Source organism: Ponticoccus sp. (in: a-proteobacteria) (assembly GCF_048381735.1).
Map to the genome: position 1 here is coordinate 146,558 of NZ_JBLXGL010000002.1, position 18,064 is coordinate 164,621.

Sequence of the window (18,064 nt, forward strand, 5' to 3'; positions counted from 1 at the left end):
TCTGGACAGGGCATCGCAAAAGTCCCGCACGCGCTGAAGGCGTGGCGGAGAACGCGCGATGCGATGAGAAGCGGCATCCCTTCAGCCCGGCGCATCCCTGCGTCGGGCTTTTTCCTGTGCGGGGGCCTTTCCAAAACACGCACCGAGGCCCGGACTACCCTCGACTTTTAGCGCCGCCCCGTGGGGGCGGACCGGCGCGGCCCGACGATGCCGTCGGGCGGGCGTCGTGCAGCAAAAGGGAAAGCTCGGGAGACTTCACCCGCGCCAGCGCAGTCGGCCTGCTCTTCCGAGGACAGCCACAGGGATCGCGCCCCCACGGGGCGCCGGGTCCGCTCAGGACGGCGGGGCGTTGTGGCGGCGGGTCAGGGTTTCCGTGCAGGCCGCGACCTCCTCGCCGCGCCGCGCCGCGTCCCAGCCCAGTGCCGCACCGGCGACCTCGGCGACCCGGGCGATCACGGCGCGCGAGGCCTGCCCGGTCACCCCCAGCGTGGTGCGGCGCAGGACGATGTCTTCCAGATGCACGACCTGCTCGACCCGGGCAATGTGGCGGATCTCGCCTTCCGAGGTATCCGTGCCCGCCAGCAGCACCGGGTCGGCGCCCTCTTCGGCGGCCACCGCGCGGGCCGTGGCGCCATAGCGGTCCAGCAGCAGGGCCACACGCCCGGGGCCCGCCCCGGTCGCCGCAGAAACCTCGGCGATCCAGTCCCCGCGCGCTGCCGCGTCCGGCATGCCCTGCCCGCCGCCGATGCGCAGCGTATCCGTGCCCTGTCGGCGCGGATGGCCCAGCCGCTTCAGCACGCTGTCGGCCACCTCGGCAGAGAAGGCGCGGAAGGTCGTCCACTTGCCGCCGATCAGCGCGATCACCGGGAAGGGGCGGTCGCCCTCGGGCTCCGCCACCGGCGCCGAGTGGTCGCGGCTGATCAACCCCGGCGCCACCCCTTCCGAGTTCGGCAGCGGCCGGATGCCCGCGTAGGCATAGACGATCTGACCCTCGTCGAAGCGCAGCCCCGGCAGCAGGTCGCGCAGGGCGCCGATGAAATAGGCCACCTCTTCCGGTGTACAGACGGCCTGGTCGGGATCCTCGGCGGGGATGTCGGTGGACCCCACCAGCGCCCGCCCGTGATAGGGGAAGACCAGCAGGATGCGCCCGTCGTTGCCCTCGAAATAGATCATCCGGCCATCCAGCTGGCGCAGCAATTCGGGGTGATCCAGCAGGATATGCGACCCCTTGGTGCCGCCGATCTGCCTGGGCAGCGGCATGGCCAGCGCGCGGTTGACGCTGTCGATCCATGGCCCGGCGGCGTTGACCACCAGCCGGGCGGTCACATCCCGCACCCCGTCGGGACCGTCCAGATGCAGCACCGCGCCGCTGCGCCCGGTCAGCGCCGTCCAGTTCAGCGCCTCGGAGCCCGGCGACAGCCGCGTCCCGTCCTGCACCAGTTCCAGCACCAGCCGCTCGGGCGCGGTCACGGTGGCATCGTGGTAGCGGCCCACGGCGGCAATGCGCGGCGTCAGGGCGGGCACTTCCTCCAGCGCGCGGGTGCGCGAGAACATCCGGTGGCGCGGCATGACCCGCGCCCGGCGCCCGTAGAAGTCGTACATCGCCAGCCCCACCTTCACCAGCAAAGCCCCCCGGCTGCGCGGCGCGGTGGTCGACCCCAGCAGCGTGCGCAGCGCCGCCCCGATCCCCCTGGTCCAAGAGAAGATCGGCAGCAGAGTCGGCAGCGGCTTCACCAGATGCGGCGCATTGCGCAACAGCAGGTTGCGCTCGTAGGTGGACTCGGCCACCAGCCGAAGCTCGCCGGTTTCGAGGTACTTCAGCCCGCCGTGGATCAGCCGCGACGGCGCGGCGGAGGTGCCCGAGCCAAAGTCGCCCTTGTCCAGGATCAGGCAGCGCAGGCCCTGCGCGCAGAGGTCGCGGTACAGCCCCGCGCCGTTCACACCCGCGCCGATGATGACAACGTCGAAAGCCTCGCTCATGCCCCGCGCTCCATGGTTTCCAGCGCATTGAGCCGGTCGTAGGTGCGCGACAGGTCCGCGGCCACGGCACGGAAGACCTCGTAGCGGGCTTGGTAATGGGCGGCGCGCCCGGGGTCGGGCTGGTGGGTCACCGCATCCGACAGGTCGCGCGGGTCGGCATCGAAGCGCGCGAAGGCGCCCACGGCGGCCCCGGCACAGAGCGCCGCGCCCCAGGCGGCGGCCTCGTCGGTATCCGTGACCGTCACCGGCATGTTCAGCACATTCGCGAAGAGTTTTGCCACCAGCGGGTTGCGCGAGGCGCCGCCGGTCAGGCGGGCCACGTCCCCGCCGAAACCGTCGCGTAGGGCGTCCACGTGCTGGCGGTGGTTGAAGGCGATGCCTTCCAGCAGCGCCGCCAGCATGTCGCCGCGCCCGTGCCAGCCGCGCAGACCGAGGAACCCGGCGCTGGGGGCCGCGCCCATGGGCGAGCCGAAGAGATAGGGGTGGTAGAGGATCGGCGACGGCCGCGCGAGGGCGGCCTCGATTTCCGGCGTCAGGTCGGCATGGATCGCGGCGCCCTTGGCGGCGCGCTCTGACGCGCAGAGCGTATCGAGGAACCAGTCGTAATTGGTGGTCGAGGCGGGCGAGATGGACATGGAATTCCACTGCCCAGGCTGAATCGCGTTGCGGCAGAACCAGCGCGCGTCTGTTTTGGGGGCGTCCGAGACGGCCTCGTTGATCGAATAGGTGCCCGCGACGACGCCGATCACGCCGGGCCTATGGGCACCGATGCCCAGCGTCGAGGCGGTGACGTCATGCAGCCCCGCCGCGACCGGCGTGCCCTGTGCCAGCCCGGTCAGCGCGGCGGCCTCGGGCGTCACCTGGCCCACAACCTCCGCCGAATGCGCGGCCTCTGGCAGGGCATGGCGCAGCGCGCCCAGCCCGTAGAGATCCAGCGCCGCTGCGGACCACTCCTGCGTCCTGACGTCGGTGAAAGAGGTGCTGGCCTCTGTCCGGTCGGTGCCGATGACGCCGCAGAGGCAATAGCGCAGCCAGTCCTTGCAGGCGAGGATATGGCCGATGCGGGCGAAACGCTCCGGCTCTTCCGCCATCATCCACGCCAGCAGCGCCGAGGGCGCCGAGACATGCGGCGCCTGCCCGGTCCGGGCCAGCGCGCGGTCGGGCAGGTCGGTGGCCGCCCAGCCCGCCACCACGGCCTCGGCCCGGCTGTCCAGAGAGAGGATGCCCTTGCCCAGCGGCGCCCCGGCCTTGTCCAGCAGGTAGATGCCGTCGCCATGGGCCGTGGCCGCGACGCAGAGGATGTCCCCGGGGGCGGTGCCGCTGACCTCAAGCGCCTCGCGCACCGCCTCTGCGGTCTGGCGCCAGAAGTCCTGCATGTCGCGTTCCACCCGGCGCGGCGCGGGCATGATCTGCGCAAGGTTCCGGCGCGCCACGCCGCGGGGGCGGCCCGCAAGGTCGAAGACCACCGCCTTGGTGACGGTCAGCCCGCTGTCGATGGCGAGAATGCGGCTCATGGGGATCTCCGGGAGGGGTTTGCCGGGACCCCGGGGAGGAGGGGTCAGGGTCCCGGCGCTACCGGGGCGCGCGCACCCCGATCTGTGTGAATCCGGTCGTTCACGCGGATTGACATATGTTAAATTTCGCCCCGCAAAAGGGGGTGCGGCACGCAGTGCCGTGACGTCATGCCTTGTTGTATTTCGCGTCGACGTCGTTGATCGCCTGCACGTTGCCCGCCGAGCGGCCCTCGGGGTCGAAAGCGGTCGACAGGAAGGCCTCTGCGATGTCCTTCGCCAGCTCTGCCCCGATCACCCGCGCACCCATGGTGATGATCTGCGCATTGTTCGAGGTCGATGCCTTGGCGGCGGAATAGGTGTCGTGGCACTGCGCGGCGCGGATGCCGGGGATCTTGTTGGCCGACATGGCGACCCCGATGCCGGTGCCGCAGACAAGGATGGCACGGTCGTATTCACCGGCCAGAACGGCGCTGGCCACGCGGTCCGAGAGGTTGGCGTAGAAGGCATCGGGGCCCGCATCGGTGCGCGAGATTTCCGACACCTCGTATTTGGCGCCAAGGTGGTCGGCGAGCGTCTTGGCCAGGCCTTCGCCTGCGCTGTCTCCGGCGATTGCGACTTTCATGGTGTTATCCTTTCAGGGTTGCGGCGCATTTGGCGAGGATGTCGAGGTAGCCCTCGACGCTCCAGGCGGAACGCCCGATGAACAGCCCGTCGATATGCGGGCATTGAATCAGCTCCTCGCAGTTGCCCGGGTTGACCGAGCCGCCGTAGAGGCAGGGGATGCGGCGGCCCAGAACCTCCTCGGCCACGGCGATGATCTCGGCCTGCCGCGCATCGGCATAATCCGAGGTGGCGGGGATGCCGTTTTCGCCGATGGCCCAGACGGGCTCATAGGCCAGCAGGATCTCGGCGCCCTTCTGACCGTCCGACAGCTTGCCCAGGGCGCCGCGCACCTGCTGGGCCAGCACCTCTTGCGCGCGACCGGATTCGCGCTCTTGCAGCGTCTCGCCGATGCAGATCAGCGGGATCAGCCCGTGGCGCACGGCGCTTTCGGTCTTCAGGCCCACCGTCTCGTCGGTCTCGCCGAAATGCTCGCGCCGTTCCGAATGGCCAAGCTCGACGATATCCAGCCCGCAATCGACCAGCATCGGGGCCGAGACCTCGCCCGTCCATGCGCCCGCATCAGCCCAGTGCATGTTCTGCGCGCCGACCTTGACCGAGGCGCCCGAAAGCATCGCGGCCACTTCGCGCACGGCGGTGAAGGGCGGGATCACGAAGCGCTGGATGCGCGGGTCGCGGGTGTCATCCGCCGCCGCCAGACCCTGTGCGAAGGCCTGCGCCTCGGCCAGCGTCTTGTTCATCTTCCAGCTTGTGCCGATCCAGAATTGGCTCATGCGGCTTGGTCCTTGTCTGCGAGGGTCAGGGTCAGCCCGGCCCGCGCCAGGGCGTCGAGGATGTCTCGGGCGGGGGCGCGGTCGGTGATGATGTGGTCGAACTCGTCCAGCCCCGCCAGCCGGTGCAGCGCGGCATGGCCAAAGCGCGCGTGGTTCACCAGCAGGACGCGCGTCGCGGCGGCATCGATCATGGCGCGCTTCACCCGCAGCACGTCGTCGTCCATGTGAAAGACCTCAAGGCCGGACACGGCCGGCGAAGAGATAAAGCAGATGTCGGCGCGCAGCCGGGCGATGGCATCCTCGGCCACCTTGCCGAGGTAGGCGTTAAACTTCGCCGAATAGGTGCCCCCCAGCGCGATCAGCGTGATCCCCGCCTCGCCGCGCAGCGCGTCCAGCACGGCGGCGTTGTTGGTGATCACCGTCAGCGGGCGCCGCGCCACGCACATGCGCCCGAGGATCGCGGCCATGGAGCCGTCGTTGATCATCACCGTCATGCCGGGTTCGATCAGCGCCAGCGCGGCCTCGGCCATGGCGGTCTTGGCGGGCTCGCCCTGCCGCTCGCGCAGGCGGAAGTCGCTTTCGAAACGGGTGCCCGAGGCGATGGTCGCCCCGCCCCGGATCTTGCGCAGAAGCCCCCCACCCTCCAGCTCGTCGAGGTCGCGGTGAATGGTCATGCGGGACACGGCGAAGCGGTCGGCGAGGGCGTCAAGCTCCACCTCTCCGTCAGAGACCAGCAGGTCCATGATCGCCTGTTGTCGGTCGTCGCGTTTCACCGGGGATCCTCCTTGAGCGCTAACATTGCAGATCACAAAGGTAACGTCAATTATGTGATCTTGTGATTTTTTGTTGTGATGCACGGAGGCGCGCGTTATCGCTGCCTCAAACACGGAGGACACCCATGGATACGCCACTGGCTTGCGCGGAGGACGCGCCGATCACGGCCCCGGTTCTGGCCCAGCACCTGCAACAGCAGGGGACCGAACGCGAGCTGGCGCGCCTGATCGAGGCGATTGCCGAGGGCAGCGTCGCGGTGGCCCTGCGGCTGGCACAGGGGCGCCTGACCGGCGACCCGACCGCCGTGGTGGGCGTCAACGACTCGGGTGACAAGCAGAAGGCGCTGGACATGGCGGCGCATGACCACTTCCTTGCGCTGTTCCGGGGTCTGTCCGTGCGCAACGTGCTGTCGGAAGAGGCCGACGCGGTCGAGACCCTGAACCCCGAGGGCCAATACGACATCGCCATGGACCCGATCGACGGCTCGGGCAGCATCGGCATCGGGGCGCCCCTTGGCGCGCTGTTCGCGATCTTCCCGGCGGGCGAGACCTTCCTGCGCAGGGGCCGCGAGATGGTGGCCGCCTGCTACGTGTCCTTCGGGCACAGCGTCGATTTCGGGTTCTCGACGGGCCGGGGCGTGGCGATTGCCGCGCTCGACCCGGTCAGCGGCATGTACCACGTCGACGCGCCCGATGTGCGGGTGAAGCCCGAGACCGCGACCGTGGCCTTCAACGCCTCGAACCACCGCCGCTGGCCCGGGCCGCTGCGCGGCTACATCGACGGGCTGATCGCGGGCAAGGACGGGCCGCGCGGCAAGGATTTCAACATGCGCTGGATCGCGGCGGCGGTGGGCGACCTGCACCGCATCCTGCGGCAGGGCGGCGTCTTCATGTACCCCGCCGACACGCGCCCCGCCTATACAGAAGGCTTCCTGCGCCTCGCCTACGAGGCCTTCCCCATCGCCTATCTGATCGAGCAGGCGGGCGGCATCGCCTCGGACGGCGCTGGCCCGATCCTCGACCGCGTGCCCGAGCACCTGCACGACCGCACCCCGCTTTATTTCGGCAGCAGCGGCGAGATGACCGCCCTGCTCGACACCCTCAACCGCTAGGAGGCCCCATGGCCCGCATCACCCTTCGCCAGCTTCTGGATCACGCCGCAGAGAACGGCTATGCCGTGCCCGCTTTCAACATGTCGAACATGGAGCAGGGTCTGGCCATCATGGCCGCCGCCGACCGCACCGGCGCGCCGGTGATCCTGCAGGCCAGCCGCGGCGCGCGCGCCTATGCCAACGACGTGGTGCTGGCCAAGCTGATCGACGCGCTGGTCGAGATCTACCCGCATATCCCCGTCTGCATGCACCTCGACCACGGCAACAACCTTGCGACCTGCGTGACGGCGATCCAGCACGGCTTTACCTCTGTGATGATGGACGGCTCGCTGAAGGAAGACGGCAGCACCCCCGCCGACTACGCCTATAACGTCGCGGTGACCAAGGCGGTTGTGGACATGGCCCATGCGGCTGGCGTCTCGGTCGAGGGGGAGCTGGGCGTTCTGGGCTCGCTCGAGACCGGCATGGGCGACCAGGAGGACGGCCATGGCGCGACGGAAAAGCTGTCGCACGACCAGCTTCTGACCGACCCCGAAGAGGCAGAGCGTTTCGTGGCCGAAACCGGCGTTGACGCGCTGGCGGTGGCCATGGGCACCTCGCACGGGGCGTATAAATTCTCTCGCCAGCCGGATGGCGACGTGCTGGCGATGGAGGTGATCGAGGCGATCCACAAGCGGCTGCCCAACACGCACCTCGTCATGCACGGCTCGTCCTCGGTGCCGGAAGAGCTGCGGCTGCTGATCAACGAATTCGGCGGCGACATCAAACCGACATGGGGTGTGCCGCTGGAGGAAATCCGGCGCGGCATCCAGCACGGCGTGCGCAAGGTGAACATCGACACCGACCTGCGGCTGGCCGCGACCTCGGCGATCCGCAAGACGCTGGTCTCGGCCCCCGCCGAGTTCGACCCGCGCAAGTACCTGAAGCCCGCGATGGACGCGATGGCGGCCCAGTGCATCGAGAAATTCGAGGCCTTCGGCACCGCCGGTCAGGCCGAGAAGATCCGCGTGCGCTCGCTGGCCACCATGGCCGCCGCCTACTGACCCGACAGGCGCGCCGCCGATCGTGGCGGCGCGCCTTCTTGCTTGCCGAAGAGTGCGTCCTCCTTGCCCGACGATGCACCTTCAACGCCGAGGAATGCGCCCACGATGCCGGGGGTGCAGCACCTCCAACGCCACAGAGTGCACCCGCGCTGCCAGAGGGTGCGCGTTCGATGGCGGAGGGGTGCACCTTCGATGCTGCAAGGTGCTTGCGGGATTGCGAAGGCTGCCAACACCGGAGGATGCCCCCTCCATGCGCGCCGGACAGGGCGCACGAAGGCCTTGGCGCCTGCGGCAGGGTCGGCGCTTGACCGGCCCCTGCGCCCCCGCCCCTGCGATCAGTCCAGCAGCGCCCGCGCGGTCTTTTCGTCGGTGATCAGCCCGGAGAGCCTCCGGCTGTTCAGCACCGCGCGCAGCGGCTCGACCTTCTCCGGCCCACCGGCCAGCGCCACGATCCGGTCCTCGCGCCGTTCGCGCAGCGACACCGCCACGGTGCGCGCCGTCAGCGGCGTGGCGATATAGCCGCCATCGCGGTCGAAGAAATGGCCCAGCATCTCGCCCACGCCCCCGGCCGAGGAAATCGCCTCGATCTCTGACGGCTCGATCAGGCCAGAGACCACAAGCTGCGCCTGCTTGTCCGCCGATCCCACGCCCACCAGCTTCAGCGGGGCGCTTTCGGCCAGCTGCATGACCTCGGACACGCCGCGCTGGGACAAGAGCACCTCGCGGTCCTCGCAGGAATTGGCGAAGAAGGGCACCGGCATCACGTAGGCCCGCGCGCCGGTGCGCTCCGCCAGCAGGTGCATCACGTCATGCGGGTTGGCGGCGAAGTTCCGCGTCAGCCCGCCCAGCAGCGAGACGAAGCGCTGATCCGGCAGCGCCATGCGCGGCATCGCCTGCACGACGGCGGAGAGGCTGCGCCCGTGGCTGATGCCGATGGTGGTCTCTTCGCCGCTTTCCAGCCAGCGTTTCAGCCATGTCGCGCCGGTCAGACCCAGCGCGCGCAGCGGCATGCCCTCTTCTTCCAGATCCGGGGCGACTTCGCAGGTGTCCAGCCCGTAGCGCGCGCAAAGCGCCTGCTCCAGCTCGATGCACTCGACGATATCGCCCTCGATGGAAACCTTGACCGCCCCCTCGGCAACCGCGCGCTGGATCAGCCTGTGCGCCTTGACCGAGGGCACGCCCAGCCGCTTGGCGACCTCGGCCTGCCGCAGGCCTCCGACGTAGTGAAGCCATGCGGCACGGATCGCCAGAGACCGCTCGCCATCCACGACGGCTCTGTCCTTTGCCATATGCCTTCCTCCCCTCGGCGGGCGGTCACGCCGCCTTGCCGTCTTTTATTACGCTCTCTGGCTTATCGTCCATTGCCAAGGCTCAGACCTTCAGATCATCCGCGCCGCTGTCGATATGCGGCGCCCAGAAGGCCACGCTTTCAGCGATCTGTTCGATCACCTGCCGGTCATTGGGCTCACGCTCCTTGAAGCTGAGTTCGAGACAGATCTCGTTGTCCACCGCCCCGCCCTCGGCAAAGGCCTTCAGCAGCGGTTCCGGCTGGATCGCGCCCTTGTCGTTGAACTGCTTGGTAAAGGGCCGGTGGCCGGACTTGTCCATCATCGACTGCTTGATGTGGATGATCGGGCTGACCTTGGGCACCGCCCGCGCCCAGGCATAGGGGTCGGTGTCGTCGGGGTTGGGGCTGGTCACGTCGCCGTGGTCGATATCGGCCATCATCCACATCGGTATGGCCATGTCGGAAGCGGTCAGGCGGTCCTGCAGCTTCATGCATTCCGCGATCGTTTCGCCGAACTCTCGGCCCACGCTCATCGGCTCCCAGTAGACGTACTGCAATCCGGCAGCCTTGGCGTGCTCGGCCACCTCGGCCCAGCAGTCGATGGCGATCTGGATCAGCTCTTCGCGGCGAGCCGGGTCGTCGTAGTCGCGGTAGGTGAAGATGGCGAACTGCGTGCCCACCGAGACGCCGCCAAGGTCGGCGGTGATGTCGGCGAAACTCTTGAACCAGTCAACGTAGTAGCGCCGCACGTCCGGGTCCGGGTGGCCGAAGTGGTTGAGCCGCCCGTAGGGCCCCGTCATGCCAGAGGTCACGCGGGCGCCGGTGCGCTGCAGGGCGCGGTCCATCTGGCGGGTCAGGCGGCGGATCACCGGCGCGGGCCACGAGGGGTTGATGAACTCATGCGTCAGCTGGATGTCGCGGATGCGGATGTCGCGGGCGATGGCGTCGATCAGGTCGTCGGGATCGGCGTAGCGGTTCACCAGCGGGTTGGTGTTGAGCGAAAGCGTCAGAGCCATTACGCCGCCTCCGCCCTTGTGTCGAACCAGTCGGTGAAGGCGCGCTGCTGGTCCTCGGTCAGGTGCAGCCGGTGCTTGGTGCGGCGCCAGAGGATATCCTCGGCGGTCTGCGCCCATTCGTAATCCACCAGATAGCGCACCTCGGCCTCGTAAAGCTGCCCGCCGAAGTGGCGGCCCAGCCCGTCCAAGGACCTCGCCTCGCCCGCGATCTGCCGCACGCGGCTGCCGTAGCAACGCCCGTAATGGCGGCGCAATTCGCGCGGCATCCAGGGGTAGTCGCGCTTCATCGTGTTGCGGAACTGCTCGTAATCGGCGTTTTCGAGGTCGCCGCCCGGCAGCGGCGCGTCCTCTGTCCAGTCCTTGCCCATCTGCGGGAAGAAGCGGTCAAGCTTGTGCATGCCCCGCTCTGCCAGCTCGCGGAAGGTGGTGATCTTGCCGCCGAAGATGTTCAGCAGCGGCGCGCCGCCGGTCTCGTCCACGTCGAAGACATAGTCCCGCGTCACCGCAGAGGGGTTGCCCTGCCCGTCGTCGAACAGCGGCCGCACGCCCGAGAAGGTGGTTTCCACGTCCTCGCGGGTCAGCTCTTCCTTGAAGTAGCGGTTCACGGCGTCCAGCAGGTACTGGATTTCGCTCTCGTCCGCCGTCACGTCCTCGGCGCGGCCCTCGTAGGCAATGTCGGTGGTGCCGATCAGCGCCTTATCGCGCTCGTAGGGGTTGATGAAGATCACCCGCTTGTCGTGGTTCTGCACAAGATAGGCGTTCTCGCCCTTCCAGAACTTCGGCACGATGATGTGGCTGCCCTTGACCAGCCGCACATTGCGCGCGCTGTTGGAGCCTGCGACGCGGGTCACCACATCCGTCACCCAGGGACCGGCGGCGTTCACCAGAACCTTGGCCTGGAACTCCTGCGTCTCGCCGGTGACAGAGTTGCACGTGGTGACGTGCCAGACACCACCCTCGCGCCGCGCCGAGATGCAGGGCGAGCGGGTCAGCACCGTGGCGCCGCGCTCTGCCGCATCGACGGCGTTCAGCACCACCAGCCGCGCATCGTCCACCCAGCAGTCGGAATACTCGAAGCCCCGGGTATACTGGTCCTTGATCGCCGCGCCCTCGGGATCGCGCCGCAGGTCCAGCGTGCGGGTGCCGGGCAGCTTCTTGCGCCCGCCGAGGTGGTCGTAGAGGAACAGCCCCAGCCGCACCAGCCAGGCGGGCCGGTCCTGCGGGCTGTGCGGCAGGACGAAGCGCATCGGCCAGATGATGTGCGGGGCGTTCTTCATCAGCACCTCGCGCTCGATCAGCGCCTCGCGGACCAGCCGGAACTCGTAATATTCGAGATAACGCAGCCCGCCGTGCACCAGCTTGCCCGACCGGGACGAGGTGCCCTCGGCCAGGTCGTCCTTTTCGGCCAGCACGACCGAGAGGCCCCGCCCCGCCGCGTCGCGCGCGATGCCCGCGCCGTTGATGCCGCCGCCGATGACGAAGAGATCGACCTTGGGGATATCCGTCATATGTGTGCTCCTTCCGTGCCGCGTGCGGCGGCGAGCCCGTCCCAGACGGGCGCCAGCGCGCTGCGCGATGCTGCGTATGAGGTGAAAAGTCGGTCGTAGAGGGGGACAAGCGCCGGATCCGGCTGTTCCGGCTGGCCCAGAAGCGGCGTGACCCAGTCGGCGATGCAGGCATCCATGTCGTCATAGGCGCCGATGGCCACGGCGGCCATCATGGCACAGCCCGCCGCACCCGCCTCTTCGCGGGCCGAGACGCGGACGGGCGTGTGCAGCGAGGCCGCCAGTACGCGGCGCAGCGCGGCAGACCGGGCGGCGCCGCCGGTCAGGCGCAGTTCGGCGGGCATCTCTCCCATCGCGGCGTAGCAGTCGCGCGCCGCCATCCCCAGCCCCTCGATCACCGCGCGGATCACGTCGGCAAAGCGGTGACCGGCGTTCAGGCCCACAAGGCTGGCGCGGGCATCGGCGTTGACGAAGGGGCCGCGCTCTCCGGCCTCGGAGATATAGGGATGGTAGACCAGCGCGCCGGGCTTGGACTTCAGCATCCATGTGTCGATATGGGCGACGAGGTCGGCGTGCGACGGCTCTGGCCCGAATTCCGCCATCAGGTCGGCGGCGAGCGCCAGGGCCCAGTCGATGTTGAGCGTGGCGGCCATGTTGGTCTGGACCTGCGTCACGAGGTCGGGGACCGGCAGGCAGATGACGTAGCCGGTGCCCTCGGCGTTCAGGTGGACCCCGTCCGAGGTCACGGCCCGCATGTGGACACCGGTGGAGCCCACGGTCGAACAGGCGGCGCCCGCATCGCCGGTGTGCACGCCCGCACCCAGCGCCGTCATGACCATGTCGACGTAACCCAGCGAGACGGGTGTGCCTGCACGCAGCCCGGTCAAAGCCGCGGCCTCGGCGCTGAGCGGATGCGTGACCTGCGTGCCGTCGAGGATCTCGGGCAGCAGGGCGCGGCGCGCGGTCAGGCCCAACGCCTCGATCACCGTGTCGTTGTACTGGCGGGTGCGGAAATCGCCGAAGGTGAAGGAGGCCTCGGAAGGGTCGGTCGCCCGCACCCCGGTCAGCCGCAGGTACAGCCAGTCCTTGCAGTGCAGCGCCACCTCTGCCGCGTCCAGAAGCGCCGGGCAGCTGCGGTGCATATGCGCCATCTGCGCGCCCTGCTGGCAGGTGTTCAGCCCGGTGCCCGTCGCCTCGAACCGGGCGCGGTTCATCGGGCCGGCCGCCAGCGCCTTCACCGTCGGCGCGGCGCGCGCATCCAGCCAGAGCCACGCGTCGGTCACCGGCGCATCCTCGCGCCCCACCAGCCAGGTGCCGTCACCCTGCCCGGTCAGCGCCACGGCGGCGCAGCGGGCGGCAAGCTTCGGAACCTTCTCGCCAAGGCCGCGCAGCGCCTCGGCGCAATCGGCCCATGTGCGGGTCAGGGATTGCGTCGCGGCGCCGTCGCCGCCTGTCGTATAGGTGTTGCGCACGGCAGAGGCGGCGATCTGGCGACCGCCCAGCGTGAAGGCCACCGCCTTGATGACCGAGGTCCCCGCGTCGATGCCCACGATCAGGTCGGACGAATCGCTCATCCCCTGCCCTCTCGTGCAAATCCCACCATGTCCGGCACGGCTTTCCTCCCTCTAGTCATCTGGTCGCCGCCCCGCTGCGGGCGGTCACCGGGTCGGTTTCACCTATGCCCGCAAAGCAGGCATGACCCCCGTTTTCCCGCCCAAGGCTTAGCACGAAATTTTACCAGTGCATGAATTTTTTTGCAGACATAGTAATTTTTTTCAATTACGGTCCTGTCAATCCGCCGCACCCAGGGTGACCCGAACGGGGACCGACACCGGGAATTGAGGAGTTTCGGGGCTGGTGGAGAGGGAGGATTTCATGCGCGCACCCAAGAGGTTGCCGACTTCCCGTCCGACATGAACCAAGCCCCCGGGAACGGGGCGCACCCCGACACAGGGTTGAGGAGGCATCACGTCATGGCCATGACCGGCACCACGGCAGCACGCAGCAAGGTCTCGCGCCGCAGCCTGATCCTTGGCGGGGGCGCGGCCCTCGTTCTCGTCGCCATCGCGCTCGACACCACCGTGGTCCACGTCGGGTCGGAACAGGACCTGCGCCAGCAGGCCTTCGATCCCGACCGTTTCGGCGCGGCAGAATTCCCGCGCATCCGCGAGGCCATCGTGGAGCGCGCCGCAGAGGCGCCCGCGCTGGTGACCAAGCTGGCCGCCGACAAGGCGGGCGCGGTGGCGGATCACGGCATTCAGGCGGGCGCCTTCCCGGTGATGGCCGTGACCTTCACCGGCACCCTGGGCGAGGGCAAGTCCGGCATCTTCGCCGTGACCGTGCCCGACCTGCCGGACGGCCAGACCATCCGCGTGCAGACCGGCCCCGCCATCAACGGCACCGAGTTGCGCGACTTTCCCGGCGACATCGTCTTTGGCGCCTTTACCAACCAGATCGAGTTCCAGGACGCCGGCGCCGGTCTGAACCGGGCCATGTCCGCAGAGGTGCTGTCGGATCTCGACCGCGAGACCCTGACCGGCAAGACCGTCACGGTCACCGGCGCCTTCACCATGATCAACCCGAAAAGCTGGCTGGTGACCCCCGTCCGCCTCGAGGTTGCGGAATGAAGACCCCGATCCACGACGAAACCCCCGAGGCCAGCCCCGACCGGGCCGAGGTCGTTCTGGCCGCCCGCAATGTCGCCAAGACCTTCGGGGCCGTGCAGGCCCTGAAGGGCGTCAACTTCGACGTGCATCGCGGGCAGGTCACCACGCTGTTCGGCGAGAACGGCGCGGGTAAATCGACCCTGATGAAGATCCTCTCGGGCGTGCACCTGCCCTCGTCCGGCGAGCTGATCCTCGACGGCAAGCCGGTCGAGATCAACTCGACCGTCGAGGCGCGCGAGCTGGGCATTTCGATCATCCACCAGGAGCTGTCGCTGGCGCCCAACATGTCGGTGCGCGACAATATCTTCATGGGCCGCGAGATCATGGGGCCGATGGGCGTGGACTACGCCGAAGAGGCCCGCCAGACGCGCGCGCTGATGGCGGAACTGGAAGAGGACATCGACCCGCTGACCCCGGTCGAGAACCTGCGCCTTGGCCAGCAGCAGATCGTGGAAATCGCCCGCGCCCTGTCGGTGAACTCGCGCATCCTGATCATGGACGAACCGACCTCGGCGCTGTCGGCGTCAGAGGTCGAGGTGCTGTTCAAGGTCATCCACGACCTCAAGGCGCGCGGCGTCAGCATCGTCTACATCTCGCACCACCTCGAAGAGGCGCTGACCATCACCGACCACGCGGTCGTGCTGCGCGACGGCGTCATGACCGCCTATGCCCCGCGCGCCGAGATCGATCTGGAATGGATCGTGCGCAACATGGTCGGCGAGAACTTCGACCTTGGCTCGCCCCCGCAATCGACCTTCGGCGCCCCGGCGCTGGAGCTGAAGGGCCTGTCCGTCGCCTCGCATTCCGGTGCGGGCCTTGCGGTCGACGCAATGGACCTGACCGTCCGCAAGGGCGAGATCGTCTGCATCTACGGCCTGATGGGCGCCGGGCGCACCGAGATGATGGAAACCGTCGCGGGCCGCCTGAAGCCGGTCGCGGGCGACGTGCTGCTGAGCGGACAGTCGGTCAGGGGCCTCGGCATCGCGCAGCGGATCGAGGCGGGCCTTGTGCTGGTTCCCGAGGACCGGCAGCGCGACGGGCTGGTGCAGACCATGACCGTGGGCCGCAACCTGTCGCTGTCCTCGATCGGGCGTTTCACCAAGGGGCTGTTCACCAACCTCAGGGCCGAGCGCAAGATCATCGACGGCGCGATCAAGGAGGTCACGGTCAAGACCGACGGCCCCGGCGCGCCCATCGGCTCGCTGTCGGGCGGCAACCAGCAGAAGGTCGTGATCGGCAAGATGCTGGTGACGCATCCCGACGTGATCCTGCTGGACGAACCGTCGCGCGGCATCGACATCGGCGCCAAGGCCGAGGTCTTCCGCATCCTCGCCGAACACGCGGCGCGCGGCATGGCGGTGGTCTACTCGACCTCGGAGGTGGGCGAATGCCTGTCCATCGCGCACCGGATCATCGTGATGCGCCGCGGCAAGATCGCCGCCGAATTCTCATCCGACACGACGAAAGAAGCGATCATGGCCGCCTCTGGCGAGAGCCTGGTCGCCTGACGGGAGGAACCCAAGAATGACGGACACAACGACTTCCGCCGCCGGGCAAAGCCCCGCGAAGAAATCCGGTTTCAACCTGATGCACCTGCTGCTCGAGGGCCGCGCCTTCTTTGCGCTGATCGCGATCATCGTCACCTTCTCGCTGCTGTCACCGAACTACGCGACCGTGTCGAACTTCCTGATCATGGCCAACCACGTGGCGATCTTCGGCCTTCTGGCCATCGGCATGCTGCTGGTGATCCTGAACGGCGGCATCGATCTGTCGGTGGGCTCTGTCCTCGGGCTGACGGGGGTCTTCGCGGGCTTCCTGATGCAGGGGGTCGAGCTGGAGGCCGCAGGTGTGATCCTCTACCCGCCGGTCTGGGCCGTGGTGGTGCTGACGCTGGCGCTGGGGGCCTTTGTGGGCTTCTGCAACGGCATCCTCGTCGCCTTCTTCAAGGTGCCCGCCTTCGTGGCCACCCTTGGCTCGCTCTACGTGGCGCGCGGCGTGGCGCTGCTGATGACCAACGGCCTGACCTTCAACAACCTGTCGGGCGACCCCTCCCTGGGCAATACCGGCTTCGACTGGCTGGGCTTCAACCGCATCGCGGGCGTGCCGGTGGGCGTGATCATCCTTGCGCTGGTCGCCGTGGCCGCCGGGCTTCTGCTGTCGCGAACCGCCTTCGGGCGCTGGCTCTATGCCTCGGGCGGGAACGAGCGCGCGGCGGAACTGTCCGGCGTGCCGGTCAAGCGGGTGCAGATCATCGTCTACATGCTGTCGGGCATGTGCGCCGCCATCGCGGGCCTCGTCCTGTCGTCGCAGCTGACCTCTGCCGGGCCGACCGCGGGCACCACCTACGAGCTGACCGCCATCGCCGCGGTCGTGGTGGGCGGGGCCAGCCTGATGGGCGGGCGCGGCACCGTGCGCGGCACGCTTCTGGGCGCCTTCGTCATCGGCTTCCTGTCCGACGGGCTCGTGATCATCGGCGTCTCGTCCTACTGGCAGACCGTCTTTACCGGCGCGGTCATCGTGCTGGCCGTGATGCTGAACTCGATCCAGTACGGCGGCAAGAAGAAGACCTGACCGCCCCCCCCCCTTTCCAGCGCCGTCAGGGGAGAGGAGCCCCGGCGTGGATAAACCGCCGCAGAATCGGCACCAAGACCAACCAATGGGAGACCACCACATGATGACCTTCACCAAACGCGCCCTTCTGGCCGCTGCCGCATCGCTGCCCCTGATGGCGGGATCGGCCTGGGCGCAGGACCAGGGCCTGATCTCGATCATCGTCACCGAACCGGCGAACCCCTACTGGTTCACCGAGGGCGAAGTCGCCAGGACCACCGCCGAGGAACTGGGCTACGAGACCACCGTCGCCGCACACAAGGGGGACACCAATACCGAGTCGAACCTGATCGACGCCGCCATCACCAACGGCGCCAAGGCCATCATCCTCGACCCGGCCAACGCGGACGGTTCCGTCGGCGTGGTGCGCAAGGCCACCGACGCGGGGATCCCGGTCTTCCTCGTGAATGCCGAGATCAACGAAAGCGGCATCGCCATCGCGCAGCTGGTGTCGAACAACGCGCAGGGCGCGGCCCTCGGTGCCGTCGCATGGCAGGAAATGGTCGGCGACGAGGCCAAATTCGTCGAGCTCTTCGGCAACCCGTCGGACAACAACGCCGCGACCCGCTCGAACGGCTACAACACCGTTCTGTCGCAGTACCCGACGCTGGAAAAGGTCGCGCAGGAAGTGGCCAACTGGGACCGCACCCAGGGCTACAACAAGATGCAGTCGATCATTCAGGCCAACCCCGAAATCGACGCCGTGATCTCGGGCAACGACGAGATGGCGCTTGGGGCCATCGCCGCGCTGAAAGAGGCCGGCAAGCTCGAAGGCACCATCGTCGGCGGTTTCGACGGCTCGCCGGATGCGGTCGACGCCATCAAGGCCGGTGAACTGGCCTATACCGTGCTGCAGCCGGTCGCCGTCTTCGCCGAAGCGGCGGTGCGTCAGGCCGACTACTACATCAAGAACGGCGAGCCGATGGTGGCCGAGGAAAAGCAGCTGTTCGACTGCGTCCTGATCACCGCCGACAACGTTGACAAGTACACCGCCCCCTTCGTTCTGTCCGAGTGACCCGGACAGCGTAACGAGTATCGCAGGCGTCCCTTCGGGGGCGCCTGTTGCGTTTCAGGCGCAGGGCATTCACCCTGCATAATCCTGCAATATGGCGCATTTCTTCCGGCCTTGCGGGACAGCACGCCCCGCACCAGCTGGCACCGGG

15 protein-coding genes are annotated in these 18,064 nt (G+C 68.2%); 6 read left to right on the plus strand and 9 right to left on the minus strand.

The window, feature by feature from the left end:
* Positions 1-333: 333 nt before the first annotated feature.
* From ACN5KJ_RS05020 to ACN5KJ_RS05040, 5 genes are all read right to left on the minus strand, one after another.
* The gene (locus ACN5KJ_RS05020; RefSeq protein WP_418592373.1) at positions 334-1,980 is read right to left on the minus strand and encodes a glycerol-3-phosphate dehydrogenase/oxidase; all 1,647 of its coding nucleotides are present in this window, start codon (positions 1,978-1,980) and stop codon (positions 334-336) included.
* Entirely contained in the window at positions 1,977-3,494 is a 1,518-nt protein-coding gene (locus ACN5KJ_RS05025; protein ID WP_418592374.1) for an FGGY-family carbohydrate kinase, read from the minus strand. Before ACN5KJ_RS05025 ends, ACN5KJ_RS05020 begins: the two co-directional genes overlap by 4 nt.
* Before the next feature lie 166 nt (positions 3,495-3,660).
* Positions 3,661-4,116, minus strand: coding sequence for an RpiB/LacA/LacB family sugar-phosphate isomerase (locus ACN5KJ_RS05030; RefSeq protein WP_023848565.1), 456 nt, complete (start codon positions 4,114-4,116; stop codon positions 3,661-3,663).
* 4 nt (positions 4,117-4,120) lie between these two features.
* On the minus strand, positions 4,121-4,888 hold the full coding sequence (locus ACN5KJ_RS05035) for a triose-phosphate isomerase (protein ID WP_347166183.1): 768 nt from the start codon (positions 4,886-4,888) through the stop codon (positions 4,121-4,123).
* Positions 4,885-5,661 carry a DeoR/GlpR family DNA-binding transcription regulator gene (locus ACN5KJ_RS05040; protein WP_418592375.1) on the minus strand — a complete coding sequence of 259 codons (777 nt, stop codon included), beginning with the start codon at positions 5,659-5,661 and terminating at the stop codon, positions 4,885-4,887. Before ACN5KJ_RS05040 ends, ACN5KJ_RS05035 begins: the two co-directional genes overlap by 4 nt.
* A gap of 125 nt (positions 5,662-5,786) precedes the next feature.
* On the opposite strand from ACN5KJ_RS05040, the gene ACN5KJ_RS05045 reads away from it, so the two are divergent.
* Entirely contained in the window at positions 5,787-6,773 is a 987-nt protein-coding gene (locus ACN5KJ_RS05045) for a class 1 fructose-bisphosphatase (RefSeq protein WP_347166186.1), read from the plus strand.
* 8 nt (positions 6,774-6,781) lie between these two features.
* Positions 6,782-7,816, plus strand: a complete 1,035-nt coding sequence (gene fba / locus ACN5KJ_RS05050; protein ID WP_347166187.1) for a class II fructose-bisphosphate aldolase — start codon at positions 6,782-6,784, stop codon at positions 7,814-7,816.
* Between the two features lie 335 nt (positions 7,817-8,151).
* Here fba and ACN5KJ_RS05055 read toward each other — a convergent pair whose 3' ends face one another.
* The 4 genes from ACN5KJ_RS05055 to ACN5KJ_RS05070 form a co-directional block, all read right to left on the minus strand.
* Positions 8,152-9,105, minus strand: coding sequence for a sugar-binding transcriptional regulator (locus ACN5KJ_RS05055; RefSeq protein ID WP_418592377.1), 954 nt, complete (start codon positions 9,103-9,105; stop codon positions 8,152-8,154).
* Positions 9,106-9,187: 82 nt separating this feature from the next.
* Entirely contained in the window at positions 9,188-10,120 is a 933-nt protein-coding gene (locus ACN5KJ_RS05060) for a sugar phosphate isomerase/epimerase family protein (RefSeq protein ID WP_418592379.1), read from the minus strand.
* Positions 10,120-11,628 carry a glycerol-3-phosphate dehydrogenase gene (locus ACN5KJ_RS05065; RefSeq protein ID WP_418592381.1) on the minus strand — a complete coding sequence of 503 codons (1,509 nt, stop codon included), beginning with the start codon at positions 11,626-11,628 and terminating at the stop codon, positions 10,120-10,122. Before ACN5KJ_RS05065 ends, ACN5KJ_RS05060 begins: the two co-directional genes overlap by 1 nt.
* The gene (locus ACN5KJ_RS05070) at positions 11,625-13,199 is read right to left on the minus strand and encodes an FGGY-family carbohydrate kinase (RefSeq protein WP_418592383.1); all 1,575 of its coding nucleotides are present in this window, start codon (positions 13,197-13,199) and stop codon (positions 11,625-11,627) included. Before ACN5KJ_RS05070 ends, ACN5KJ_RS05065 begins: the two co-directional genes overlap by 4 nt.
* A gap of 399 nt (positions 13,200-13,598) precedes the next feature.
* Between ACN5KJ_RS05070 and ACN5KJ_RS05075 the strand changes: the two genes are divergently transcribed.
* The 4 genes from ACN5KJ_RS05075 (at position 13,599) to ACN5KJ_RS05090 (ending at position 17,916) form a co-directional block, all read left to right on the plus strand.
* Entirely contained in the window at positions 13,599-14,252 is a 654-nt protein-coding gene (locus tag ACN5KJ_RS05075) for a DUF2291 family protein (RefSeq protein WP_418592385.1), read from the plus strand.
* Positions 14,249-15,799: a sugar ABC transporter ATP-binding protein gene (locus ACN5KJ_RS05080; RefSeq protein ID WP_347166191.1), complete on the plus strand. Its 1,551-nt coding sequence runs from the start codon at positions 14,249-14,251 to the stop codon at positions 15,797-15,799. The genes ACN5KJ_RS05075 and ACN5KJ_RS05080 overlap by 4 nt, the downstream gene beginning before the upstream one ends.
* Before the next feature lie 16 nt (positions 15,800-15,815).
* On the plus strand, positions 15,816-16,862 hold the full coding sequence (locus ACN5KJ_RS05085; RefSeq protein WP_347166192.1) for an ABC transporter permease: 1,047 nt from the start codon (positions 15,816-15,818) through the stop codon (positions 16,860-16,862).
* Between the two features lie 100 nt (positions 16,863-16,962).
* On the plus strand, positions 16,963-17,916 hold the full coding sequence (locus tag ACN5KJ_RS05090; protein WP_418592387.1) for a D-ribose ABC transporter substrate-binding protein: 954 nt from the start codon (positions 16,963-16,965) through the stop codon (positions 17,914-17,916).
* Positions 17,917-18,064: the final 148 nt, after the last annotated feature.

Bases quoted from the DNA above. Each gene is read 5' to 3' on its own strand.
- fba (WP_347166187.1), top strand. From the start codon at position 6,782: ATGGCCCGCATCACCCTTCGCCAGCTTCTGGATCACGCCGCAGAGAAC.
- ACN5KJ_RS05065 (WP_418592381.1), bottom strand. From the start codon at position 11,628: ATGACGGATATCCCCAAGGTCGATCTCTTCGTCATCGGCGGCGGCATC.
- ACN5KJ_RS05080 (WP_347166191.1), top strand. From the start codon at position 14,249: ATGAAGACCCCGATCCACGACGAAACCCCCGAGGCCAGCCCCGACCGG.
- ACN5KJ_RS05060 (WP_418592379.1), bottom strand. From the start codon at position 10,120: ATGGCTCTGACGCTTTCGCTCAACACCAACCCGCTGGTGAACCGCTAC.
- ACN5KJ_RS05025 (WP_418592374.1), bottom strand. From the start codon at position 3,494: ATGAGCCGCATTCTCGCCATCGACAGCGGGCTGACCGTCACCAAGGCG.
- ACN5KJ_RS05075 (WP_418592385.1), top strand. From the start codon at position 13,599: ATGGCCATGACCGGCACCACGGCAGCACGCAGCAAGGTCTCGCGCCGC.
- ACN5KJ_RS05045 (WP_347166186.1), top strand. From the start codon at position 5,787: ATGGATACGCCACTGGCTTGCGCGGAGGACGCGCCGATCACGGCCCCG.
- ACN5KJ_RS05030 (WP_023848565.1), bottom strand. From the start codon at position 4,116: ATGAAAGTCGCAATCGCCGGAGACAGCGCAGGCGAAGGCCTGGCCAAG.
- ACN5KJ_RS05035 (WP_347166183.1), bottom strand. From the start codon at position 4,888: ATGAGCCAATTCTGGATCGGCACAAGCTGGAAGATGAACAAGACGCTG.
- ACN5KJ_RS05070 (WP_418592383.1), bottom strand. From the start codon at position 13,199: ATGAGCGATTCGTCCGACCTGATCGTGGGCATCGACGCGGGGACCTCG.
- ACN5KJ_RS05020 (WP_418592373.1), bottom strand. From the start codon at position 1,980: ATGAGCGAGGCTTTCGACGTTGTCATCATCGGCGCGGGTGTGAACGGC.
- ACN5KJ_RS05055 (WP_418592377.1), bottom strand. From the start codon at position 9,105: ATGGCAAAGGACAGAGCCGTCGTGGATGGCGAGCGGTCTCTGGCGATC.
- ACN5KJ_RS05085 (WP_347166192.1), top strand. From the start codon at position 15,816: ATGACGGACACAACGACTTCCGCCGCCGGGCAAAGCCCCGCGAAGAAA.
- ACN5KJ_RS05090 (WP_418592387.1), top strand. From the start codon at position 16,963: ATGATGACCTTCACCAAACGCGCCCTTCTGGCCGCTGCCGCATCGCTG.